This is a genomic window from Pseudomonas sp. Root562, from assembly GCF_001427125.1.
Lineage (GTDB): Bacteria > Pseudomonadota > Gammaproteobacteria > Pseudomonadales > Pseudomonadaceae > Aquipseudomonas.
In genome coordinates this window covers 1-22,990 of the sequence record NZ_LMGK01000007.1, presented here as the reverse complement: position 1 = coordinate 22,990, position 22,990 = coordinate 1, and the positions used below count along the sequence as shown (strand labels likewise).

General features: G+C 58.7%; 24 protein-coding genes. 13 read left to right on the top strand and 11 right to left on the bottom strand.

The genetic code is table 11. From position 1 onward, the window contains the following. The first annotated feature begins 6 nt into the window (after positions 1 to 6). The 5 genes from ASD60_RS08175 to trpE all read left to right on the top strand — a co-directional run bounded on the left by ASD60_RS08175 (position 7) and on the right by trpE (position 5,323). Entirely contained in the window at positions 7 to 825 is an 819-nt protein-coding gene (locus ASD60_RS08175) for an ABC transporter permease (RefSeq protein WP_056853526.1), read from the top strand. A 227-nt stretch (positions 826 to 1,052) separates the two neighbouring features. After that, positions 1,053 to 2,201, top strand: a complete 1,149-nt coding sequence (locus ASD60_RS08170) for an iron-containing alcohol dehydrogenase (RefSeq protein WP_056853525.1) — start codon at positions 1,053 to 1,055, stop codon at positions 2,199 to 2,201. 80 nt (positions 2,202 to 2,281) lie between these two features. After that, entirely contained in the window at positions 2,282 to 2,956 is a 675-nt protein-coding gene (gene rpe, locus ASD60_RS08165) for a ribulose-phosphate 3-epimerase (protein WP_056853524.1), read from the top strand. Next, the gene (locus ASD60_RS08160) at positions 2,953 to 3,771 is read left to right on the top strand and encodes a phosphoglycolate phosphatase (protein ID WP_056853523.1); all 819 of its coding nucleotides are present in this window, start codon (positions 2,953 to 2,955) and stop codon (positions 3,769 to 3,771) included. Before rpe ends, ASD60_RS08160 begins: the two co-directional genes overlap by 4 nt. 70 nt (positions 3,772 to 3,841) lie before the next feature. Continuing rightward, positions 3,842 to 5,323, top strand: coding sequence for an anthranilate synthase component I (gene trpE / locus ASD60_RS08155; protein WP_056853522.1), 1,482 nt, complete (start codon positions 3,842 to 3,844; stop codon positions 5,321 to 5,323). A gap of 82 nt (positions 5,324 to 5,405) precedes the next feature. On the opposite strand, the gene estP is transcribed toward trpE, so the two are convergent. After that, positions 5,406 to 7,313: an esterase EstP gene (gene estP, locus ASD60_RS08150; protein ID WP_056853521.1), complete on the bottom strand. Its 1,908-nt coding sequence runs from the start codon at positions 7,311 to 7,313 to the stop codon at positions 5,406 to 5,408. Positions 7,314 to 7,714: 401 nt separating this feature from the next. Here estP and ASD60_RS08140 point away from each other — a divergent pair, with 401 nt between their 5' ends. From ASD60_RS08140 to ASD60_RS08125, 4 genes are all read left to right on the top strand, one after another. Beyond that, a complete protein-coding gene (locus ASD60_RS08140) occupies positions 7,715 to 8,308 on the top strand; it encodes an aminodeoxychorismate/anthranilate synthase component II (RefSeq protein WP_056853519.1) in 594 nt (197 codons plus the stop codon). Between the two features lie 9 nt (positions 8,309 to 8,317). Beyond that, on the top strand, positions 8,318 to 9,367 hold the full coding sequence (gene trpD / locus ASD60_RS08135) for an anthranilate phosphoribosyltransferase (RefSeq protein ID WP_056853518.1): 1,050 nt from the start codon (positions 8,318 to 8,320) through the stop codon (positions 9,365 to 9,367). Further along, positions 9,364 to 10,200 (top strand): indole-3-glycerol phosphate synthase TrpC, encoded by an 837-nt coding sequence (trpC, locus tag ASD60_RS08130; RefSeq protein WP_056853517.1) that lies wholly within the window; start codon positions 9,364 to 9,366, stop codon positions 10,198 to 10,200. Before trpD ends, trpC begins: the two co-directional genes overlap by 4 nt. A gap of 127 nt (positions 10,201 to 10,327) precedes the next feature. After that, a complete protein-coding gene (locus ASD60_RS08125; protein WP_056853516.1) occupies positions 10,328 to 11,029 on the top strand; it encodes a lipoate--protein ligase family protein in 702 nt (233 codons plus the stop codon). Here the strand turns inward: ASD60_RS08125 and crp are convergent. Next, on the bottom strand, positions 11,026 to 11,670 hold the full coding sequence (gene crp / locus ASD60_RS08120) for a cAMP-activated global transcriptional regulator CRP (RefSeq protein WP_056853515.1): 645 nt from the start codon (positions 11,668 to 11,670) through the stop codon (positions 11,026 to 11,028). The genes ASD60_RS08125 and crp overlap by 4 nt on opposite strands. 230 nt (positions 11,671 to 11,900) lie before the next feature. Between crp and ASD60_RS08115 the strand changes: the two genes are divergently transcribed. Further along, complete coding sequence (locus ASD60_RS08115; RefSeq protein WP_042730268.1) at positions 11,901 to 12,323, top strand: OsmC family protein; 423 nt, start codon at positions 11,901 to 11,903, stop codon at positions 12,321 to 12,323. A gap of 91 nt (positions 12,324 to 12,414) precedes the next feature. Here ASD60_RS08115 and coq7 read toward each other — a convergent pair whose 3' ends face one another. The 6 genes from coq7 to hemJ all read right to left on the bottom strand — a co-directional run bounded on the left by coq7 (position 12,415) and on the right by hemJ (position 16,944). Continuing rightward, positions 12,415 to 13,062 carry a 2-polyprenyl-3-methyl-6-methoxy-1,4-benzoquinone monooxygenase gene (gene coq7 / locus ASD60_RS08110; protein ID WP_056853582.1) on the bottom strand — a complete coding sequence of 216 codons (648 nt, stop codon included), beginning with the start codon at positions 13,060 to 13,062 and terminating at the stop codon, positions 12,415 to 12,417. 147 nt (positions 13,063 to 13,209) lie between these two features. Beyond that, the gene (locus tag ASD60_RS08105; RefSeq protein WP_008027110.1) at positions 13,210 to 13,548 is read right to left on the bottom strand and encodes a histidine triad nucleotide-binding protein; all 339 of its coding nucleotides are present in this window, start codon (positions 13,546 to 13,548) and stop codon (positions 13,210 to 13,212) included. Between the two features lie 81 nt (positions 13,549 to 13,629). Beyond that, a complete protein-coding gene (locus ASD60_RS08100) occupies positions 13,630 to 14,418 on the bottom strand; it encodes an SDR family NAD(P)-dependent oxidoreductase (protein WP_056853514.1) in 789 nt (262 codons plus the stop codon). 61 nt (positions 14,419 to 14,479) lie between these two features. Further along, the gene (locus ASD60_RS08095; protein WP_056853513.1) at positions 14,480 to 15,436 is read right to left on the bottom strand and encodes a DUF805 domain-containing protein; all 957 of its coding nucleotides are present in this window, start codon (positions 15,434 to 15,436) and stop codon (positions 14,480 to 14,482) included. Between the two features lie 76 nt (positions 15,437 to 15,512). Then, positions 15,513 to 16,481: an NAD(P)H-dependent flavin oxidoreductase gene (locus tag ASD60_RS08090; RefSeq protein WP_056853512.1), complete on the bottom strand. Its 969-nt coding sequence runs from the start codon at positions 16,479 to 16,481 to the stop codon at positions 15,513 to 15,515. 31 nt (positions 16,482 to 16,512) lie between these two features. Next, positions 16,513 to 16,944 carry a protoporphyrinogen oxidase HemJ gene (gene hemJ / locus ASD60_RS08085; RefSeq protein ID WP_056853511.1) on the bottom strand — a complete coding sequence of 144 codons (432 nt, stop codon included), beginning with the start codon at positions 16,942 to 16,944 and terminating at the stop codon, positions 16,513 to 16,515. Between the two features lie 135 nt (positions 16,945 to 17,079). Between hemJ and argC the strand changes: the two genes are divergently transcribed. Both argC and erpA read left to right on the top strand, forming a co-directional pair. Beyond that, positions 17,080 to 18,114 carry an N-acetyl-gamma-glutamyl-phosphate reductase gene (gene argC, locus ASD60_RS08080; RefSeq protein WP_056853510.1) on the top strand — a complete coding sequence of 345 codons (1,035 nt, stop codon included), beginning with the start codon at positions 17,080 to 17,082 and terminating at the stop codon, positions 18,112 to 18,114. Positions 18,115 to 18,281: 167 nt separating this feature from the next. Further along, entirely contained in the window at positions 18,282 to 18,632 is a 351-nt protein-coding gene (gene erpA, locus ASD60_RS08075; RefSeq protein ID WP_007906865.1) for an iron-sulfur cluster insertion protein ErpA, read from the top strand. Between the two features lie 66 nt (positions 18,633 to 18,698). Here erpA and ASD60_RS08070 read toward each other — a convergent pair whose 3' ends face one another. Together ASD60_RS08070 and ASD60_RS08065 are read right to left on the bottom strand one after the other, a co-directional pair. Then, positions 18,699 to 19,790 carry an anhydro-N-acetylmuramic acid kinase gene (locus tag ASD60_RS08070; protein ID WP_056853509.1) on the bottom strand — a complete coding sequence of 364 codons (1,092 nt, stop codon included), beginning with the start codon at positions 19,788 to 19,790 and terminating at the stop codon, positions 18,699 to 18,701. Between the two features lie 3 nt (positions 19,791 to 19,793). Next, complete coding sequence (locus ASD60_RS08065; RefSeq protein WP_056853508.1) at positions 19,794 to 21,227, bottom strand: peptidoglycan DD-metalloendopeptidase family protein; 1,434 nt, start codon at positions 21,225 to 21,227, stop codon at positions 19,794 to 19,796. A gap of 213 nt (positions 21,228 to 21,440) precedes the next feature. On the opposite strand from ASD60_RS08065, the gene tyrS reads away from it, so the two are divergent. Next, the gene (tyrS, locus tag ASD60_RS08060) at positions 21,441 to 22,640 is read left to right on the top strand and encodes a tyrosine--tRNA ligase (RefSeq protein ID WP_056853507.1); all 1,200 of its coding nucleotides are present in this window, start codon (positions 21,441 to 21,443) and stop codon (positions 22,638 to 22,640) included. A gap of 28 nt (positions 22,641 to 22,668) precedes the next feature. Here the strand turns inward: tyrS and ASD60_RS29360 are convergent. Then, a partial coding sequence (locus ASD60_RS29360; protein ID WP_236708428.1) for a hypothetical protein occupies positions 22,669 to 22,990 on the bottom strand: 322 nt, incomplete at its 5' end.

The following is a 22,990-nucleotide window of genomic DNA, read 5'->3' as shown; positions in this document are numbered from 1 at the left end:
AACGAAATGCTGAGTCCTTACATGTCGCCCATCGAACGGGTGTGGTTCTACAGCTTGCGGATTCTCTGCGGCTTGATTCTGTTGTTCCTGATCCTGCCGGTGCTGGTGATCATTCCGCTGTCGTTCAACTCCGGCAGCTTCCTGGTGTACCCGCTGCAAGGCTTCTCGCTGCAGTGGTATCACGATTTCTTCGCGTCGGCGGAATGGATGCGCGCCCTGAAGAACAGCATCATCGTCGCTCCCGCGGCGACGGTGCTGGCAATGATCTTCGGGACGCTGGCGGCCATCGGCCTGACCCGTGGTGACTTCCCGGGCAAGGCGCTGGTGATGGCGCTGGTGATTTCGCCGATGGTGGTGCCGGTGGTGATCATCGGTGTGGCCAGTTATCTGTTCTTCGCGCCATTGGGGCTGGGCAACAGCTTCTTCTCGCTGATCGTGGTGCATGCGGTGCTGGGCGTGCCGTTTGTGATCATCACGGTGTCGGCGACCTTGCAGGGCTTCAACCACAATCTGGTGCGTGCCGCTGCGAGCCTCGGTGCTTCGCCACTGGTCGCGTTTCGGCGAGTGACGTTGCCGTTGATCGCACCGGGGGTGATTTCCGGTGCGCTGTTCGCCTTCGCGACGTCCTTCGATGAAGTCGTGGTGACCCTGTTTCTCGCTGGCCCCGAGCAAGCGACCTTGCCACGTCAGATGTTCAGCGGTATCCGCGAAAACCTCAGCCCGACCATCGCCGCCGCCGCGACGCTGCTGATCGCCTTCTCGGTAATCCTGCTGCTGACCCTGGAATGGCTGCGTGGCCGTAGCGAGAAACTGCGTACCGCGTAGGTTTGACGGCCAGCGATGATCGTTCCCACGCTCCGCGTGGGAACGCAGCCCGGGACGCTCCGCGTCTCAATCCAGAGCCGAACGCGGAGCGTCCGTTGAGGCATTCCCACGCGGAGCGTGGGAACGATCGTGCTACAGGCTCGCTCATTCATGACCTGAATGGCAGACAACCCCCAATCCCCAGCTACTATTGTGCCCAGCTCCCCTATCTATAAGAGGCTGCGCACATGAGTCTTTCCTCTTTCAAAATCGCTCACAAACTGATCACCGGCGCAGGGGCCATCGAGCAACTGTCGGCCGAGCTCACTCGACTGGACATCGACAACCCGCTGATCGTCACCGACGCTGCGCTGGTCAGGTCCGGCACCGTAGAGCTGGCGCTGGCGCAGTTGGGGGATCGAACCTACGAGATCTTCGACCGGGTGCTGCCCGATCCGGAAATCGCCATCGTCGAAGACTGCATGCAGGTCTACCGCGAAGGCGGGCATGACGGCTTGATCGGCCTCGGTGGTGGCAGTGCCATCGATATTGCCAAGAGTGTTGCGGCGTACGCCGGTTATCACGGCGCGCTGGAGGATTTGTTCGGCGTCGACCAGGTACCGCGCAAAGGCCCGCCGCTGATCGCCATCCCGACCACCGCCGGCACGGGTTCAGAAGTGACCAATGTGGCGATCCTTTCCGACAAGGTCGCGCAATTGAAGAAGGGCATCGTCAGCGATTACCTGTTGCCGGACGTGGCACTGGTCAGTCCGCAAATGACCCTGACCTGCCCGCGCAGTGTCACCGCCGCCAGTGGCGTCGATGCCTTGGTGCATGCCATCGAATCCTACCTGTCGGTCAATGCCTCGCCGATCACCGATGCCCTGGCCATCGGCGCGATCAAGCTGATCGCCCAGGCTTTGCCCAAGGCCTATGCCAACCCCTCCAACCTGCAGGCCCGCGAGGACATGGCCACCGCCAGCCTGATGGCCGGCATGGCGTTCGGCAACGCCGGGGTCGGGGCGGTGCATGCGCTGGCCTATCCGTTGGGTGGTCGATTCAATATTGCCCATGGCGTCAGCAATGCCTTGCTGCTGCCCTATGTCATGACCTGGAACAAAATGGCGTGCGTCGAACGCATGCAGGATATCGCCGAGGCCATGGGCGTGAAGACCGCGCAGTTGAGCGTCAATGAGGCGGCCGATAAAGCCGTGCAAGCCATGACCGAATTGTGTGCAGCGGTGGAAATCCCCGCGGGTCTGCGCAGTTTCGGGGTGCCTGAGGATGCCATCCCCGCCATGGCTGTGGAAGCCGCGGGCATTGAACGCTTGATGCGCAACAATCCGCGCAAATTGAGCGCGATTGATATCGAGAAGATCTACCGCGCTGCCTACTGATCATCGCGCTCACGGTGCGCGCGCCAAAGCATGAGGTATACAATGCGCGCCATCGTGATTTTGCTCAGAAAAGGTGCGTCATGCAGCCCTTCGTAATTGCTCCGTCGATTCTCTCCGCCGACTTCGCCCGCCTGGGTGAAGAAGTGGACAATGTCCTGGCCGCCGGCGCCGACTTCGTGCACTTCGATGTCATGGACAACCACTACGTGCCCAACCTGACCATCGGCCCGATGGTCTGTGCGGCGTTGCGCAAATATGGCGTGACCGCGCCGATCGACGCGCACCTGATGGTCAGTCCGGTGGATCGCATCGTCGGTGACTTCATCGAAGCTGGCGCGACCTACATCACCTTCCACCCGGAAGCCACGCAGCACGTCGACCGTTCCCTGCAACTGATCCGCGAAGGCGGCTGCAAGTCGGGCCTGGTGTTCAACCCGGCGACCCCGCTCGACGTGCTCAAGTACGTGATGGACAAGGTCGACATGATCCTGCTGATGAGTGTCAACCCGGGCTTCGGCGGGCAGAAGTTCATCCCGGGTACCCTCGACAAGCTGCGCGAAGCACGCGCATTGATCGATGCCTCCGGTCGCGACATTCGCCTGGAGATCGATGGCGGCGTGAACGTCAGCAACATCCGCGAAATCGCTGCGGCAGGCGCCGATACCTTCGTCGCCGGCTCGGCCATCTTCAATGCGCCGAACTATCAGGAAGTCATCGACAAGATGCGTTCCGAATTGGCGCTGGCTCGCCCATGAGTGGTTTTGAGCAGCTGTTCCCGGGAAGCCTGCCAAGGCTGGTGATGTTCGATCTGGATGGCACGCTGATCGATTCGGTCCCCGACCTCGCGGCCGCTGTGGATAACATGCTGCTCAAACTCGGTCGCGCACCGGCCGGTATCGCGTCGGTGCGCGAGTGGGTCGGCAACGGCGCCCCGGTGCTGGTGCGTCGTGCGCTGGCCGGTGGTCTCGATCATTCTAAAGTCGACAATGACGAAGCCGAGCGGGCATTGGAAATTTTCATGCAGGCTTACGGCGCAAGCCATGAGTTGACGGTGGTCTACCCCGGCGTTCGCGATACCCTGAAGTGGCTGCAAAAGCAGGGCGTCGAGATGGCCTTGATCACCAACAAGCCGGAGCGCTTCGTCGCACCGTTGCTCGATCAGCTGAAAATCGGCCGTTACTTTCGACTGATCATTGGCGGTGACACCCTGCCACAGAAAAAACCGGACCCGGCCGCGCTGTTTTTCGTGATGAAAATGACCAACATCCCGGCGTCGCAGTCCTTGTTCGTCGGCGATTCACGCAGTGATGTGCTGGCGGCGAAGGCAGCAGGGGTCAAGTGTGTGGCATTGAGCTACGGCTACAACCATGGCCGGCCGATTGCCGAAGAGTCGCCGGCTCTGGTGATCGACGATCTGCGCAAGTTAATTCCCGGTTGCCTGGATCCTGCCGCTGAGATAACGTTGCCCGACGCTGTTCAATCCCCTCCTGGAAATCCCATCGTGGTGGTCACTCGCAAACTCTGGATGAAAGTCATCAAGGCCCTGGCCCGCTGGCGTTGGCGCGCCTGACTTGATCCTGGCCGGCTCTCCGGCGCGTTTGCATACCTGACTGTTAGACCCTCAAGCCACGAGGCACATCATGATCCGCGAAGAATTCCTGCGTTTGGCCGCTGCCGGCTACAACCGCATCCCGCTTGCCTGCGAAACCCTGGCCGACTTCGATACGCCGCTGTCGATCTACCTGAAACTGGCCGACGAGCCCAATTCCTACCTGCTGGAGTCGGTGCAGGGCGGTGAGAAGTGGGGCCGTTACTCGATCATCGGTTTGCCATGCCGCACCGTGATGCGGGTTCACGATCATCACGTCAGCGTCACCGTCGATGGCATCGAGACCGAAAGCCACGACGTTGAAGACCCGTTGGCCTTCGTCGAAACCTTCAAGGCGCGCTACAACGTGCCGAGCATTGCCGGCCTGCCGCGTTTCAATGGTGGTCTGGTGGGTTACTTCGGTTACGACTGCGTGCGTTATGTGGAGAAGCGTCTGGGCAAGTGCCCGAACCCGGACCCACTGGGCGTACCGGACATCCTGCTGATGGTGTCCGATGCGGTGGTTGTGTTCGACAACCTCGCGGGCAAGATGCACGCCATCGTCCTGGCTGACCCGGCGCAGGAAGACGCTTTCGAGCAAGGCCGCGCCCGTCTGGAAGAGCTGCTGGAAAAACTCCGTCAGCCGATCACCCCGCGCCGTGGCCTGGATTTCAGCAAGCAGCAAGCCGCCGACCCTGTGTTCCGCTCCAGTTTCACCCAGGACGATTACGAAAAAGCCGTCGACACCATCAAGGAATACATCCTGGCCGGTGACTGCATGCAGGTCGTGCCGTCCCAGCGCATGTCGATCGACTTCAAGGCTGCGCCAATCGACCTGTACCGGGCATTGCGCTGCTTCAACCCGACGCCTTACATGTACTTCTTCAACTTCGGTGATTTCCATGTCGTCGGCAGTTCGCCGGAAGTGTTGGTGCGGGTCGAAGACAACCTGATCACTGTGCGCCCGATTGCCGGCACCCGCCCACGCGGAGCCAATGAAGAAGCGGACCTGGCGCTGGAAAAAGACCTGCTGTCCGATGACAAGGAAATCGCCGAACACCTGATGCTGATCGACCTGGGCCGTAACGACACGGGGCGGGTCTCTGAAGTCGGTTCGGTGAAGCTCACCGAGAAGATGGTCATTGAGCGTTATTCCAACGTGATGCACATCGTGTCCAACGTCACCGGGCAGTTGAAGGCCGGTTTGACGGCGATGGACGCACTGCGGGCGATTCTGCCGGCGGGCACGCTGTCCGGTGCTCCGAAGATCCGTGCGATGGAAATCATCGACGAGCTGGAGCCGGTCAAACGCGGTGTCTATGGCGGTGCTGTCGGCTACTTCGCCTGGAACGGCAACATGGACACCGCCATTGCGATCCGCACGGCGGTGATCAAGAACGGCGAACTGCACGTGCAGGCCGGTGGCGGCATCGTCGCCGACTCGGTGCCGGCGCTGGAATGGGAAGAAACCCTGAACAAGCGCCGCGCGATGTTCCGTGCCGTGGCCCTGGCCGAGCAAACCCCGGCAAGCTGAGTTTTCACAAGGAACTCACCGGCATTAGAAAAACGCGTCACCCGAGAGGGTGCCGCGTTTTTTGTGCCTGCTGTTTGCCGGATCAGAAGTCCAGCGCAACCCCGACGGTAAGCCCTTGCTGGGTAAAGTCATCATCCTTGCGGAACGTGTAGCCACCGCGCAACGCCAGGTCAGCCGTCAACTTGTGGCTCACGCCCAGACTCACGCGGTTCAGGTGGCTTTGCGGCGTATAACCATCAAGCGTGAAGTCGAGGGTTGGCAGGCTATTGAGCGCGATATTCACCTTCTGCACATCATCTTCATACTCGCGCTCATAGGCATATTCACCGAACACCAGGGTTTGAGGGGTGATCTGGTATTTGCCCTGCAGCCCGGCGCCGAGACGTTTTGAATCGCGTTTCTGGTCGTCAAAGGTCAAAGCCGTGGAGCGGTTGTCATTTTCCGAATAACCGTCGACTTCAACCTTCGCGTAGTCGGCGCTGATGAACGGCGACAGGTGCCAGTCGCTGCCCGGCTGCGCAATGTCATAGCCAACCCGTGCACCGAAAGCCCAGAGATAGCCATCGGTATCGCCTTTTTCCGAGCCTTCGCTGGCACCCAGATCGAATTTGCGTTTGAGGTTGTCGTAATCGAGCTTGCCACCGGTCAACGCGGCATCGGCCCACCAGCGGTTCTGTTGGAATTGGGCAAACACGGTCGCCAGGTAACTGTTGAGTTTGTAGTCTGAATCGTTATCGCCGGCCTCCAGATTCTGTCGATAGAACCCTGCCGCCACACCCACGCGCCAGGCGTCGTCAAGACGATAACTGCCGCCAATATTCAAGTTATAGCCACTGCCATCCGCGCTGGCGCCGCTGTTTTGACTATCGACATCAAGGTGCTGACCGCCGCCGGCGACGATCGCACGCCATTGCCCGACCGCCTGCCAATTTTCCCAGTCCGATTGCCATTGGCTGCGTAGTTCGTCCTGGTGGGCGCGTAAGGTCGCGTGGGCCATTTCTGGCAGCAGCGTCAGTTCCCAAGGCGCGGCGAGCAAGGAATAGGCGTAGTCGGAAATCAACTTTTGCCCCGTTTCAGTCGGGTGAACGCCATCGTTGTAGATCAGCTTGCTCGGGTCCGGCGTGGCGCTGTTGATACCAAAGGCAGCGTTTTCGGTGCAGCCATCGCCGCTGAAGCACGTGGCAGTCAAGTTCTGGCCGGTGGCCAGGCCGAATCGCGCGGGGTCGGCGAAGGTTTCCTGCAACAGCAATGGAATATTCAACGGGATGATTTGCGCATCGATGCCCGCCAGCCGATTGACCAGTTGCCGGTTGAAGGCCGCACTCAGTTGCGAGGAGGGCGTCTGCAGCGGGGTGCCGTTGATAGCCGGGGTCAGACCCAGGTCAGGCAGCAGCCAGACCATGATGTAACGGGCACCGGCGGTTTGCAGGACCTGAGCGCTGTTGGCCAGGCGGTCCGCAGCGGCATTGGCCTGAGCGCCACTTTGCACCCGTCCCTGGAGAAAATCGTTGCCGCCGCCGGAGAGGTAATACAGGGCGTTCGGATCGGCGCGCAAGTTGTTGGTCGGTAGATAGCCAGCTCGGGTGCGCTCGCCAGTGGCGGAGACGGTAGTGATTGAACTGAGGATCTGGTCGGTGCGGTAGCCGCCCACGGCCCAGTTATTGCCATCGGGCAACCCTTGGCTGGCGCGCGCCGCAGAGGTCGACGCGGCAGTATCGTCCGCCGAAAACCCGAGCCTTGCACCCAGCAACTGCGTCGAGTTGGCGGAATACACTTCGCCACTGCCGTCCTGGTAAGTCGGCCCGGTTCGGTTAGTGAAGCGAAGCGTCGAACCGGGAGGGCCTCCGGTATCGGTGAACTGTCCTGCATCGTTGAGGCTGTCGCCAAACACGATGAAGTTCGAGTAAGGATTAGGCGCGGCCATCGCCTGGGCGCAAGCCATTGCAAGCATGCAACCGGCGAGTGGTACGAACAGTGTTTTTCCTGGCATGGGCAAGTCCGTTTTTTTATTGTTTTAGTGGATGAAACGATCGTGCCAAAAACTATAGAAGCAGATGCCATTCGGCGCGAACCCGCCGTTTGTTACCTGAGCTTCGTTCGCGCCATATTGCACGCTCCGCTCGGCTAAGTTACTGTGCCCGGACGTATAAATGAGACCTTCCCCGTGTTGATCGTCAGCAAACTCCTGGATCAAGTCATCAAGGCACACGCCCGTTGGCGTTGGCGCGCCTGAATCCTTCTGCCGGCCCGGCCGGATCTTTACCGCTTTGCCTTCTTAACCCGTGACATACCGCCTTGCCGCGCGATTGCAGCGAACGACAAAGTGCAGGGCGCTGCGGGTAATCCTTCGAAGGCTGTTCAAGTCAGTGAATTCAAGAGGTTCTTAACGCCATGTTGCTGATGATCGATAACTACGACTCTTTTACCTACAACGTTGTGCAATACCTTGGTGAGCTGGGCTCCCAGGTCAAAGTCGTGCGCAACGATGAGCTTACTGTTGCCGAAATCGAAGCCCTCAACCCCGAGCGCATCGTTGTTTCTCCCGGTCCTTGCACGCCGACCGAAGCTGGCGTCTCGATTGACGTCATCAAACACTTCGCCGGCAAGTTGCCGATTCTGGGTGTGTGCCTGGGCCATCAATCCATCGGCCAGGCATTCGGCGGTGATGTGGTCCGCGCCCGCCAGGTCATGCACGGCAAGACCAGCCCGGTATTCCACGAAGACAAGGGCGTCTTCGCCGGCCTGAACATGCCGCTGACGGTCACGCGCTATCATTCGTTGATCGTCAAACGCGAAACCTTGCCTGATTGTCTCGAACTGACCGCATGGACTCAGCTCGAAGACGGCTCGGTCGACGAGATCATGGGCCTGCGTCACAAGACTCTGAACATCGAAGGCGTGCAGTTCCATCCTGAATCGATCCTCACCGAGCAGGGCCACGAGTTGTTCGCCAACTTCCTCAAACAAACCGGCGGCACGCGCTAAGGACTTTTCATGAATATCAAGACAGCCCTGAGCCGTATCGTCGAACAGCTCGACCTCAGCACCGATGAGATGCGCGATGTCATGCGCGAAATCATGACCGGCCAATGCACGGACGCGCAGATCGGCGCATTCATGATGGCCATGCGCATGAAAAGCGAAAGCATCGACGAAATCGTCGGTGCCGTGTCGGTCATGCGCGAATTGGCAGACAAGGTCGAACTCAAGACCCTCGACGGCGTGGTCGATGTGGTCGGCACCGGCGGTGATGGCGCCAACATTTTCAACGTCTCGACCGCTTCCGCTTTCGTGGTGTCGGCAGCCGGTTGCACCGTGGCCAAGCATGGTAACCGTGCGGTCTCGGGCAAGAGCGGCAGTGCCGATTTGCTGGAGGCGGCCGGTATTTACCTGAACCTGACGCCGGTCCAGGTAGCGCGCTGCATCGACAACGTCGGTATCGGCTTCATGTTTGCCCAGACCCATCACAGCGCCATGAAACACGCCGCCGGTCCGCGCAAGGAGCTGGGCCTGCGCACGCTGTTCAACATGCTCGGCCCGCTTACGAATCCGGCCGGTGTGAAGCATCAGGTAGTGGGCGTGTTCACCCAGGCATTGTGCCGGCCATTGGCCGAAGTGCTACAGCGTTTGGGCAGCAAGCATGTGCTGGTGGTGCATTCCAAAGATGGCCTGGATGAGTTCAGCCTGGCGGCACCGACCTTCGTGGCGGAGCTCAAGGACGACAAAATCACCGAGTATTGGGTCGAGCCGGAAGACCTGGGCATGAAGAGCCAAAGCCTGCATGGCCTGGCGGTGGAAAGCCCGGCGGCGTCCCTCGAGCTGATTCGCGATGCCCTGGGCAAGCGCAAGACCGAAAACGGTCAGAAGGCGGCGGAGATGATCATGCTCAATGCCGGCGCTGCGTTGTACGCGGCCGACCATGCCAGCAGCCTGAAAGAGGGCGTTGCCCTGGCGCACGATGCGCTGCATACCGGTCTCGCTCGGGAAAAGCTCGAGGAGTTGGGTGCGTTTACCGCGGTATTCAAAGTGGAGAATGAGGGATGAGTGTACCGACGGTTCTGGAAAAGATTCTGGCGCGTAAAGTCGAGGAAGTTGCCGAGCGCAGTGCTCGCGTAAGTCTCGCAGAGCTGGAAAACCTGGCCAAGGCGGCCGATGCACCCCGTGGTTTTGCCAAGGCATTGATCGAACAGGCGAAGCAAAAAGAGCCGGCGGTCATTGCCGAAATCAAGAAGGCTTCGCCGAGCAAAGGCGTGATCCGCGAGAACTTCGTTCCTGCCGACATCGCTAAAAGCTACGAAAAGGGCGGGGCCACCTGCCTGTCGGTACTCACCGACATCGATTACTTCCAGGGAGCCGATGTGTACCTGCAGCAGGCTCGTGCTGCCTGCAAGTTGCCGGTCATCCGCAAGGATTTCATGATCGATCCGTACCAGATCGTGGAAGCCCGTGCGCTGGGTGCAGACTGCGTGCTGTTGATCGTCTCCGCGCTGGACGACGTGAAAATGGCCGAACTGGCCGCCGTCGCCAAAAGCGTCAACCTTGATGTGCTGGTGGAAGTGCATGACGGCGATGAGCTGGAGCGGGCCTTGAAAACCCTCGACACACCGTTGATTGGTGTGAACAACCGTAACCTGCACACCTTCGATGTCAACCTGGAAACCACCCTCGACCTGCTGCCGCGCATTCCTCGGGATCGTCTGGTGGTCACCGAGAGCGGGATCCTCAATCGGGCCGATGTCGAGTTGATGGAAATCAGCGATGTGTATGCGTTCCTGGTCGGCGAGGCGTTCATGCGCGCCGAAAGCCCAGGCACTGAATTGCAGCGTCTGTTCTTTCCGGAGCGCGGCCTTCCTGTCAGCGGTTCAACACTTGACTGAATAAGCATCGCGAGCAAGCTTGCACCCACATTGGAATTTTGGTCTGAACCAATCCCCTGTAGGACTGAGCCTGCTCGCGATAGCGGCATAAGAAACACCTCAGACTCCCTGTCCTACGGAAAACCTTATGACCTCACCTGTCTCCCTGACCATCGAAGCCGGCCTGCAAGCCGAACAAGACTTGCTGGCATCAGTCTGTGCCGGTGATGCAGAGTTCGGTCTGTTGTTCTGGCAACCCAGCGATCAGGCTTTGGTGATGCCACGCCGTTTGAATCGTCTTCCGGCCTTCGATGCTGCCTGTGAGGTCTCGGCAGCAGCGGGCTGGCCGGTATTGTTGCGCGATACCGGAGGCGAACCCGTTCCCCAGTCAGCCACAACAATCAACATCGCCCTGGTTTACGCACCGCCACGCAGCGAAGGCGATTTGAACCGCATCGAATCCGGCTACCGGCGCCTTTGCGACCCGATCTGTCAGTTGCTGGATGAGTTGGGCGGCACCTCGTCCCTCGGTGAAATCGCGGGTGCGTTTTGCGACGGTCGCTTCAACGTCAACCTGGACGGACGCAAGATGGTCGGCACCGCCCAGCGCTGGCGCCAGAGTCAGGGCGGTCAGCGTCCGGTGGGCCTGGTGCACGGGGCGATGTTGATTGATAACGAACGAGAGTCGATGGTCGCGGCGGTCAATCGTTTCAACGAGGCTTGTGGCCTGGACCAGCGAGTACGAGCCGAAAGCCACATCGCCCTGCACGAGAAATTCACGGCGCCGGATGCACTGGCCCGTCTGGACGAGCTCTACCGGCTGATGCTCAAGCAGATGTTCAGTGCCTAGCGTGTGCCAAAGACCACCATGGTCTTGCCTTTGACGTCCACCAGGTTGCGCTCCTCAAGATCCTTGAGCACGCGACCTACCATCTCCCGGGAACACCCGACAATCCGCCCGATTTCCTGACGCGTTACCTTGATCTGCATGCCGTCGGGGTGGGTCATGGCGTCTGGTTGTTTGCATAACTCAAGCAGGCAACGCGCGACGCGGCCAGTCACGTCGAAAAACGCCAGGTCACCCACTTTGCGCGTGGTATTGCGCAGGCGTTGTGCGATTTGTCCGCTAAGCACGTAAAGGATGTCCGGATCCTGCTGCGACAATTCGCGGAATTTCGCGTAGCTGATTTCCGCGACTTCGCATTCAACCTTGGCCCTTACCCAGGCGCTTCGCTCTTGTTCCAGACCCGCCTGCTCGAACAAGCCCAGCTCGCCGAAGAAATCCCCGGTATTGAGATACGCGATGATCATTTCCCGACCGTCGTCATCCTCAATGAGGATGGTGACCGATCCCTTGATGATGAAAAACAACGTCTCCGAACGATCTCCGGCGCAGATGATGTTGCTCTTGGCCTGATAGCGGCGGCGCTGACAATGCATCAGCAGCTTATCGAGGTTCTTGATCTTGAGTGTGGGGGCAATAGCAACCATGGTTGTATCCCGAAAAAACTGCACGGTATGTTTGATTTTTTTATGAATTGCGCAAGCCGCGGCAAAGGCTGGTTATGCGTCAGCGAATTGGCGTCAGCTTAACAGACACTTCCGACATTATTCGAGAAATTACCTACAGGGCCGTAGGTTGCGTCCCACGACGAGGCCGCCGTCTACCGCGGGGCCTGTGCTAAGCTGGCGACCCTTTTTTATACAGTGGAGTCTTGGCGATGAAGGCACGCATCCAATGGGCTGGCGAAGCCATGTTCCTCGGCGAATCCGGTAGCGGTCATGTCGTGGTCATGGATGGTCCGCCCGACGCTGGCGGCCGCAACCTGGGTGTCCGGCCGATGGAAATGCTCCTGCTGGGTGTTGGCGGTTGCAGCAACTTCGATGTGGTCAGCATCCTCAAGAAATCCCGCCAGGCTGTCGAGAGCTGTGAAGCCTTCCTCGAAGCCGAGCGCGCGACCGAGGACCCGAAAGTCTTCACCAAAATCCACATGCACTTTGTGGTCAAGGGCCGTGCCTTGAAAGAGGCCCAGGTCAAGCGTGCCATCGAACTGTCCGCCGAAAAATACTGCTCGGCATCGATCATGCTTGGCGCGGCGGGTGTCGAAATTACCCACGACTACGAGATCATCGAGCTCGGTTGATTCAACAGTTTTCGAGCACAAAAAAGGCGAATACCACACGGTAGTCGCCTTTTTTGTCCCTTGTAGAAGCGAGCCAGCTCGCTACCTCAGGTCAGATCCGATAAGTACTCTTGGTCATCACCTTGGCCAGCAAGCTCATCCCGAACTTCACCGGCGCCGGAAACCGAAAGCCGCCTGCGTCTAGCGCACTTTCGGCGTGCTGTTCTTCGTCGATGCGCATTTGCTCCAGAATCGCCCGGGACTTTTCATCCTCGGCCGGCAGTTGCTCAAGGTGTTCGTTCAAGTGTTTGCACACCTGATCTTCGGTCGCTGCAACGAAACCCAGGCTGACTTTGTCACTGATCAGCCCGGCAACAGCGCCGATTCCGAACGACATGCCATAGAACAGCGGATTGAGAATGCTGGTGTGGCTGCCCAACTGATGGATGCGTTGTTCGCACCAGGCCAGATGGTCGACTTCTTCTTCGGCGGCATGCTCCATGGCGGCGCGCACTTGCGGCAGCTTGGCGGTCAGGGCTTGGCCCTGGTACAGCGCCTGGGCGCAGACTTCGCCGGTATGGTTGATGCGCATCAGGCCGGCGACGTGCCGGGTCTCTTCATCGCTCATTTTCACGTCCGGCTGCACGATGGCGGGTGACGGGCGGTATGGCTGGCCACTGAAAGGCAGCAAAGTACGCATCGCGGCATCGGCTTGCAGCAGAAGGCGGTCAATCGGCGAGTAGTGACGTTGGGTAGTCATGCTGACCTCCGGAGGAATCTCGGCGGCCAGTTTAACCCAATCGGCCGGGGAAGGTTTGCGCTGGGTCATTGTGCTGCAGTTGCCATGACAATGTTGTGATGCCCCGATGGGAGCGCCACTTGGCCGTTCCCATCGGGTGTGTTGTCATCAGCCCGGCGGCCAGTGCATCTGGCGCTGACCCAGCACATGCATATGAATGTGATAGACAGTTTGTCCACCTTCTTCATTGCAGTTCATGACAACGCGAAAGCCCTTCTCACAACCAAGCTCCAAAGCCAGGCGCTGGGCGGTAAACAGAATGTGCCCGGCCAATGCCTTGTCGTCTTCGGTCAGGTCATTCAGGGTGCGCACCGGCTTCTTCGGAATCACCAGAAAATGTACCGGTGCCTGTGGGGCGATGTCGTGGAAGGCCAGAACCTGGTCGTCCTCGTAAATGATCTTCGCCGGAATTTCCCGGTTGATGATCTTGGTGAACAGAGTATCCACAGCTGTTTTCTCCGTTGTTTGGGCTGGCCTGAGTGTACTCATGGGATTTGCCCGAGCCCAGCTTTTTACCTGCCAGACCTTTTAGCGCGGGCAATAAGCCTTGTTGACCATGCCGGTGATTGTCCGGATCAGCCAGCGCGAGCCGAACCGGGACAGGGCGGCGAGCCAGCGATTGCGCCGTCCCGGAATAATGATTGCGCGGTTTTTCTCAAGAGCCCGTACGGTGTAGAGCGCCACTTCTTGCGGGCTCATCAGCAGTTTGCTGTCGGCCAGTTTGTCTGTGTTCAACTGCGCGGTACGGAAAAATCCGGTGCGCGTCGGACCAGGGCAGAGCACCGAGACCTTGACCGCACATTTTTTCAGCTCGACGCGCAGCCCTTCGGAGAAGTGCAGCACGTAGGCCTTGCTCGCGTAATAAGTGCTCATCCACGGACCAGGATGGAACGCTGCGACCGAAGCGACATTCAGGATCTGCCCGCCGCCTTGTAGCGCCATACTGTTACCGATGGCGTGGCATAAACGCGTGAGGGCCAGGATGTTGACTTCGATCAGGTCTTGCTCGGTCATCCAGTCCTGGGCCAGAAAGGGACCGCAGGTGCCGATACCGGCGCAATTGACCAGCAGATCGATCTGACGGTCACCTTCCTCCAACTCCAGCAGGAACCCGGACAACCGCAGCGGTTCCCCCAGGTCGCAGGCGCGGAACAGCACTTCCACGCCAAAGCGTTGCGTCAATTCAGTTGCAATACTTTCCAGCTGATCACGCTGTCGGGCCACCAGAAGCAGGCTGCGTCCGCGGCGGGCCAGCGCTTCGGCCATCGCCAGGCCGATGCCACTGGAAGCGCCAGTGATCAGAGCGTAACGGGTCATGCAGTTCTCCATCGCAACAGCTCCGCGCCGCGACGCGGGTGTCACGGGTGGGGAGCGCTGTTCATTCTTTGGCAGAGTCTACAGGGGGCTGGGCTTCTTCGGCTGCATCGGCGGCCGAATTTGCGTCAGGTTCGACTTCGACTTCAATTTCGTCGGTGGTGACCGAGCCACTTTGGTAGCTGCTTTCGAGCGTGTTTTCGTACTCATCCTTTATGGCTGAAAGGCCGCCCGCCAGAGCTGCGACGATAAACAGCGCGATCACCACCAGCCATAACGCGGATAACACTTTGACGGCAGTGCTGTTGGGTGGCGGCGGAGCGCCGTACCGGTTGGCAGTCTGGTTACCCGGCATCGCCAGCAGCAACAGCGGAAAGAAACTGCCCACGAACGGCACAAGATTGAGCAACCACAGCCAGCCTGACCAGCCAATATCGTGCAAGCGCTGGACGCTGATCATGATGCTGGCGATGAGGAACGCCAGACAGAGGGAGAAGGCCATAATGCCAGCGATGATCAGGCCGGCAGTCGAGTCGCTGCTGACAAGTGCGAGGCCAATCAGGGCGAATATACCGACAACGGCCATTGTCACAAGCCCAAGCACCATCGACCAGGCGAGAAAACGCAGGCGCCCGATACGCCCTTCAACGCCAAATGGTTTGAGTGTGGCGAACCCTGTAACACCTTCACCGACAATGGCTCGAGGAGGTGCATAAGGAGACTGCGGCTCTGCTATCGCGTCAGCGGGCACATGATCGTGAACGTCGGACAGATGCAATTGGATCGAAGGTTCGGATTCGATACGCGCATCGATGCCGGTGTTCTTCAGAGCCTGGAGGTAGGTCTGTGCATCGGCGTGCGACAGATCGCGCTTGAGGGCAACAGGCCGGCCACTGAACAAGCGTTCGATGGCGGTGACGTCGCTCTTGAACAGCGCCGCGAGATTGAGTTTGGCGGTGCCAATATCGACACCTGGTAGCAGAGCGCCGTCGAACACGATCTTGAAACGGTCTTCGCTCATTGCCGAGGCATCCTTGTCGCGAGAGTTTTAGTACAGCGAGTGTAAGGCCAGCCATGTGGACTGGCCTGTTTTTGTTTCAGCGTGGCCAGCGCTTGGGTAATTGAGCGGCGTGCTCCAGCGCCTTGCGATACTCGGCGTCGAGGCGCGCGACCAATTGGTCAACACTCGGCAGGTCATCGATTTCGCCTACGCCCTGGCCTGCGGACCACACGGTTTTCCAGGCTTTGGCTTCATCGTTCAGCGGCTTGAGTTTAGAGCCGAAATTGACCTCGCCTTTATTTTGCAGCGCCGCCATGTCGAAGCCGGCAGCTTCGAGGCTTTGGCGCATGAAGCTCGCCGGCACACCTGACACCGCTGGAGTATGGACGATGTCCGCCGCTTTGGACGTCAGCAGCATCTCTTTATAAGCGTCGGGTGCATGACTCTCGGTTGTGCCGATAAATCGCGTGCCGAAGTAGGCAAGATCTGCACCGAGCAATTGCGCCGCCAGAATTTCGTGGCCGTGGTTAAGGCAGCCAGCCAAGAGCAAGGTCTTGTCGAAGAACTGCCGGATCTCGGCGATCAGCGAGAACGGGCTCCAGGTCCCGGCATGCCCGCCAGCGCCTGCGGCGACGGCGATCAGGCCATCCACACCGGCCTCGGCGGCCTTCTCTGCATGGCGGCGGTTCGTTACGTCATGGAACACCAGGCCACCGTAGCTGTGGACCGCGTCGACCAGTTCTTTCACCGCGCCGAGGCTGGTGATCACGATCGGCACTTTGTGTTCGATGCAGATAACGAGGTCAGCCTGGAGCCGAGGGTTGCTGTTGTGGACGATCAGGTTCACCGCGTATGGCGCAGGTTCTTCCATTGTTGCCAGTCCTGCTTCGATCTCCTCCAGCCAGGCTTTGAAGCCGCTGCTCTCGCGCTGGTTCAACGCAGGGAAACTGCCAACCACGCCATTACGGCAGCAGGCGAGCACCAGTTGCGGGTTGGATATCAGGAACATCGGCGCTGCCACCACGGGCAAACGCAGACGTTGTTCGAGCAGAGCGGGCAGCGACATTGGAAGTACCCCGGTAAGTTATCTGATGGAATTAGAACGGCCGAACGACGACCAGAATTACGATTGCCAGCAATATCAGAACCGGCACTTCATTGAACCAGCGAAAAAAGACATGGCTGCGGGTGTTTTCGCCACGGGCAAAACGCTTTACCTGCGCACCGCACATGTGGTGGTAACCGATCAGCAATACCACCAGGGTCAATTTGGCGTGCATCCATCCGCCTTGGCTGAAATAAGCGCCGGGGTTCAGGCTGATCAGCCAGCCGCCGAAGATCAGGGTCGCAATCATCGCCGGCCCCATGATGCCCCGGTACAGCTTGCGCTCCATGATGCTGAAACGCTCCTTACTGACGGTGTCTTCGCTTTGAGCGTGATAAACGAACAAGCGCGGCAGGTAGAACAGGCCGGCGAACCAGCAAACGACGCTGACGATATGAAGCGCTTTAAGCCACAGAAAAAGCATTTTTAGTTATCCCAGGATTCACGGTAGCCGGAATAGTAGAGGCTTGAGCGTCCGCACGTCACCTTGCCGGTTGTCGCAGGCGCGCGCGGCCCCTATTATCGACGGCTTTCCAGTGGGTTCGTTGAGGGCAGGTTTATGGTCAAGGTCGGTATCGTCGGCGGCACGGGTTACACCGGTGTCGAACTGCTGCGTCTGTTGGCGCAACATCCGCAAGCGGAAGTCGTTGTCATCACTTCCCGATCCGAGGCTGGCCTTGCCGTGGCCGACATGTATCCGAACCTGCGCGGCCACTACGACGGTTTGGCATTCAGCGTTCCGGACATCAAGACGCTGGGCGCCTGCGATGTTGTGTTCTTCGCCACGCCCCACGGTGTTGCCCATGCCTTGGCGGGTGAACTGCTCGCAGCCGGGACCAAAGTCATCGACCTGTCGGCGGATTTCCGTCTGCAGGATGCCGATGAGTGGGCCAAGTGGTATGGCCAGCCGCATGGCGCGCCAGAGTTGCTGGACGAGGCGGTCTATGGTCTTCCGGAAGTCAATCGTGAGCAAATCAAGAAGGCGCGCCTGATTGCTGTCCCGGGCTGCTATCCGACGGCGACGCAATTGGGGTTCCTGCCATTGCTCGAAGCCGGCCTGGCCGATGCTTCGCACCTGATCGCTGACTGCAAGTCTGGCGTGAGCGGCGCTGGCCGGGGTGCCTCTGTAGGCTCGCTGTACTCCGAAACGTCGGAAAGCATGAAGGCGTACGCCGTCAAAGGTCATCGTCACCTGCCGGAAATTCGTCAGGGGTTGCGCCGTGCAGCGGGCAAGGACGTAGGCCTGACTTTCGTTCCGCACCTTACGCCGATGATCCGTGGCATTCACTCGACGCTATACGCGACGGTCGTGGACCGCTCGGTGGATCTGCAGGCGCTGTTTGAAAAGCGCTATGCCAACGAACCGTTCGTCGACGTCATGCCGGCCGGAAGTCATCCGGAAACCCGCAGCGTGCGCGGTGCCAACGTATGCCGTATTGCGGTGCATCGTCCGCAGGACGGTGATCTGGTAGTCGTACTCTCGGTGATCGATAACCTGGTCAAAGGTGCTTCGGGGCAAGCGGTACAGAACATGAACATCCTGTTCGGTCTGGACGAACGTCTGGGTCTGTCCCACGCAGGCATGCTGCCGTAAAGCTGGTTTGCACACAAAAAAAGGCCCGTTGAACGGGCCTTTTTGCATTTGCGGATGGCGGTTGGGTTGGTTGATATAGCATAACAATAGTTGACCGCTTTTCTAGGAGAAGCGGATAATGCGCGTCATCACGCAATATGACGGCTTAGCGCCGGGAGATAGTCAGCATGAGCGTCGAATCCTTCACCCCCACGGCTTTGCAATTCACCCATGGTGCCGCGCACAAGGTGAAGAGCCTGGTCGATGAAGAGGGCAATGATCGCTTGAAGCTGCGCGTATTCGTTACGGGCGGCGGTTGTTCAGGTTTTCAGTACGGCTTCACCTTCGATGAAGAAGTGGCCGATGACGACACCATCGTCGAGCGCGAAGGTGTGAGTCTGGTGGTCGATCCGATGAGCTTCCAGTATCTGGCAGGCGCCGAGGTGGATTATCAGGAAGGTCTGGAAGGTTCGCGTTTCGTTATCAAGAACCCGAACGCAACCACTACCTGTGGCTGTGGTTCTTCTTTCTCGATCTGATCAGCACTCCAGCATCACTCAACGCCGCATGGCCGCCAGGCCCTGCGGCGTTTTGCTGTCCGGGCTTTAGGCGGGATAGATAGCGCCAAGGACGCGTAGCCCGCGCGCGCCGGTCACACTTGGGCGATTGGCGGCGATGCCTTCGAGGCAGCAGTGAGCGAGCCAGGCAAATGCCATGGCTTCGACCCAGTCGGGATCGACGCCATAGGTTGATGTACTGCTGACTTTCGCCTTCGGAAGCAGGCTGGCCAAACGACTCATCAGTGTGGCGTTATGCGCGCCACCGCCGCAGACCAGCACTTCTTGTGTGTCTGTCTGGGCGCCTTGCAATGACTCGGTGATGGTCAATGCGGTCAGTTCAAGCAGCGTTGCCTGCACGTCTTCGGCAGCGAAGGGCGGGAGGTGCGCGAGATGTTGCATCAACCATGGCAGGTTGAACACTTCCCTGCCGGTGCTTTTCGGGCCTTGGGTGACGAAGAATGGATCACTGAGCAGCGCCTTCAACAGCGTGGGTTGGACCTTGCCACTGGCGGCCCATTGGCCGTCACGATCATAGCTGTCGCCACGTTGCTGATGAATCCAGGCATCGAGCAGTACGTTGCCCGGGCCGCAGTCGAAGCCGCTAACCGGCTTGCCGGGTTCGATCAGGCTGAGGTTGCTGAAGCCGCCGATGTTGAGCACCGCGCGGTTGCCGGGCTGCGCATCGAACAGAGCTTCATGAAAGGCTGGGACCAGCGGAGCACCTTGACCGCCAGCGGCCACATCCCGACTGCGGAAGTCGCTGACCACGGTAATACCTGTCAGCTCGGTCAGCAGCGCGGGATTACCGATTTGCACCGTGAAACCGCGCGCAGGTTCATGGCGAATGGTTTGGCCATGGCTGCCGATCGCGCGAATATCGTCACGGGTAAGGTGCTGTTGAGTGAGGAGGGCGTTGATGCCCTGTGCCGCGAGTTTTACCCAGTTCTGCTGGGCGATGGCGGAGCGGGCAATTTCGTCCGGACCGCTGGCGCACAGGCCAAGCAGTTCTGTGCGCAAGGAATCGGGCATGGGAATGTAGTGGGTGGCGATCAGCCTGATCGCCGAGGTCTGCTCGACCAGGGCAATGTCCAGGCCATCAAGACTGGTCCCGGACATCACGCCTATATAAAACGGCATGACTCAGCGCTTCGCCGAAGCTAGCTGGGTGGCTTTTTCCTGGTCCATACGCGCCATCAGCGGTTGGCTCTGTGCCAGGAAGCGTGCGCGTTCTGCTTTGGAAATCGGATCGGCCATCGCGACTTTCTGGCCCAATGGGTCGACGTGCACGCCGTTTACCTGGAACTCGTAATGCAAATGCGGACCGGTGGACAGGCCGGTGGTGCCGATGTAGCCGATCACCTGGCCCTGTTTGACTGAGCCTCCGGTCTTGATGCCTTTGGCAAAGCCTTGCATGTGGCCATACAGCGTGCGGTAGCTGTTGCCGTGCTGCAGAATCACGGTGTTGCCGTAACCCCCGCGGCGGCCGGCCAGCAATACTTTGCCATCACCCGCAGCCTTGATCGGCGTACCGCGCGGAGCTGCGTAGTCCACGCCTTTGTGAGCGCGGATCTTGTTCAGGATCGGGTGTTTGCGACCCATGGAGAACTTCGAACTGATGCGGGCGAAATCTACCGGAGTCCGGATGAACGCCTTGCGCATGCTGTTGCCATCGGCGGTGTAGTAGCTGCTGTTGCCTTGTTTGTTGGTGTAACGCACGGCGGTGTAGGTCTTGCCGCGGTTGGTGAAGCGTGCAGACAGGATTGGGCCGTTGCCGACAGCTTTGCCGTTGACCACTTTCTGTTCGTAAATCACGTCGAACTCGTCACCCTGGCGAATATCCTGGGCGAAGTCGACGTCGTAGCCAAATACACTGGCCATGTCCATGGTAAGGCTATGGGACAGGCCGGCACGGGCTGCGGATTGTGAAAGCGAACTGTTGATGACGCCGTGAACATACGCGGATCGCACCGTTGGCTTGGCGGTGATCCGGTTGAACATGTAGCCCTTGTCAGTCTTGCTCAGGGTGATGGTTTCAAGGTCGCTTACCTTGCTGTGCAGGCTGCTCAGCTGGCCATCCGGACTCAATTCGAATTCGAGTTTTTGCCCGTGCTTGAGTTGGCTGAACTGCTTGGCCTGCTTGTCGCTGGCGAGCACGTCATGTACCGAAGTGGCCGGAAGACCGACCTTCTCGAAAAGTGTAGAGAGCGTATCGCCCTTCGAAACGATCACTTCCCTGTGGTTGGGAGCCTTCTTTTCTTCGGCGACCGCTACAGCAGGGGCGGGTTCCGGTGCGGCTTCAGCCGTTTGCGGTGCGTCTTCGGCGCTGTTTTCGATCTGTGCGAAAGGAGAAGCTGCCGGCTCATTTGTGGCTTGAACGGCTTCAGCAGCGTCTTGATCTTGTGTCAGTTGTTCAGCAGGGCTTTCCAGTTCAAGACTCAGCGTCGTCTTTTTGGCTTCAACATCACTGGAAGGAAATACCAGAAGCGCCAGGCTCAAAAGGGCGGCGATGCCGCTCGCAGCGAGCAGGTGGGTCTTCGGGTAAAGCGGCGGCGCTTTAGACGATTCTTTGGTCATAAGTAGTTTTTTGACTTTGAAAAGATGAATTGGAAAAGATGAATGACATGATGAAGATGAAATAACTGTATAAAATATAACCAAATCATCTCTGAAGCAAGTCCACGGATATCGCTGTCTGTGGATTGGCGTCCGTGCGCCGGGCAAACCTTGTATTTGACGCACGTTCTTGTATGGTTGGTTCCCTTTGAATCTGAGCCTTGCAGGTTGGTTATGAAGTCGGTTGAAGAGCAGCTAGCGCTGATCAAACGTGGTGCAGAAGAACTGTTGGTCGAGTCCGAGCTGGTGGAAAAGCTCAAGCGCGGCCAGCCGCTTCGTATTAAGGCAGGCTTCGATCCGACCGCGCCGGATTTGCACCTGGGTCACACCGTGCTTATTAATAAGCTGCGCCAGTTCCAGGAGCTGGGGCATCAAGTGATCTTCCTGATCGGTGACTTCACCGGGATGATTGGCGATCCGAGCGGCAAGAGTGCAACGCGTCCTCCGCTGACTCGTGAGCAGGTTCTGGAGAACGCTGAGACCTACAAGACTCAGGTATTCAAGATTCTCGATCCTGCCAAGACTGAAGTGGCCTTCAACTCCACCTGGATGGACCAGATGGGGCCGGCCGATTTCATTCGCCTGACTTCCCAGTACACCGTGGCTCGCATGCTCGAGCGCGATGACTTCGACAAGCGCTACACGACCAATCAGCCAATCGCTATTCACGAGTTCCTGTATCCGCTGGTTCAGGGTTACGACTCGGTCGCCTTGCGTGCGGATGTCGAGTTGGGTGGTACTGATCAGAAATTCAACCTGCTGATGGGGCGCGAGCTACAGCGTGGGTATGGTCAGGAGGCTCAATGCATTTTGACCATGCCGTTGCTCGAAGGCCTGGATGGCGTGAAGAAGATGTCCAAGTCTTTGGGCAACTATGTCGGTATCCAGGAAGCGCCGGGAGTCATGTACGGCAAGCTGGTTTCCATTCCGGATGCGCTGATGTGGCGTTATTTCGAGCTGCTGAGCTTCCGTTCCATGGATGAGATCAATGCATTGCGTGCTGATGTCGAGGCGGGCGCTAATCCGCGTGACATCAAGATCAAGCTGGCTGAAGAGATCGTTGCGCGTTTTCATGGTGAAGAGGCCGCCGCCAATGCTCACCGCGGAGCCGGGAATCGCATGAAGGATGGCGAGCTGCCGGATGATCTGCCTGAGATCGAATTGACTGCCGCAGAGGCCATGCCGATCGCAGCTGTCCTTAATAAGGCTGGCCTTGTTAAGAACTCGGCCGTGGCGCGAGATCTACTTGGGTCTGGTGGTGTGCGTGTAGATGGTGAGGTCGTGGATCGCACCTTTATATATGCACTGGGCGCGACCCATGTTTGCCAGGCAGGTAAAAAGGCATTTGCGCGTATTACGCTCAAATCCGAATAAACCTGAAATAAGGGGTTGACGGCGAATTTTAGAAGCCTATAATTCGCCCCACTTCCGGCGCAGTCGAAACGGAAAACTCCTTGGTAAACAATGAGTTACGCAGTTTTTCGGCAGTAGGTTGCTTCAGATCATCGAAGCCAGAAGGAAGTTGAAAAAGAGGTGTTGACAGCAGCGTGTAACGCTGTAGAATTCGCCTCCCGCTGGCGAGAGATCGACAGCGCAAGTGGTTGAAGTTGTTAAGGATTCCTTGAAAACTTCTGAAAATAACCACTTGACAGCAAATGAGGCTGCTGTAGAATGCGCGCCTCGGTTGAGCAAAGCGCTTAACCAACCGCTCTTTAACAACTGAA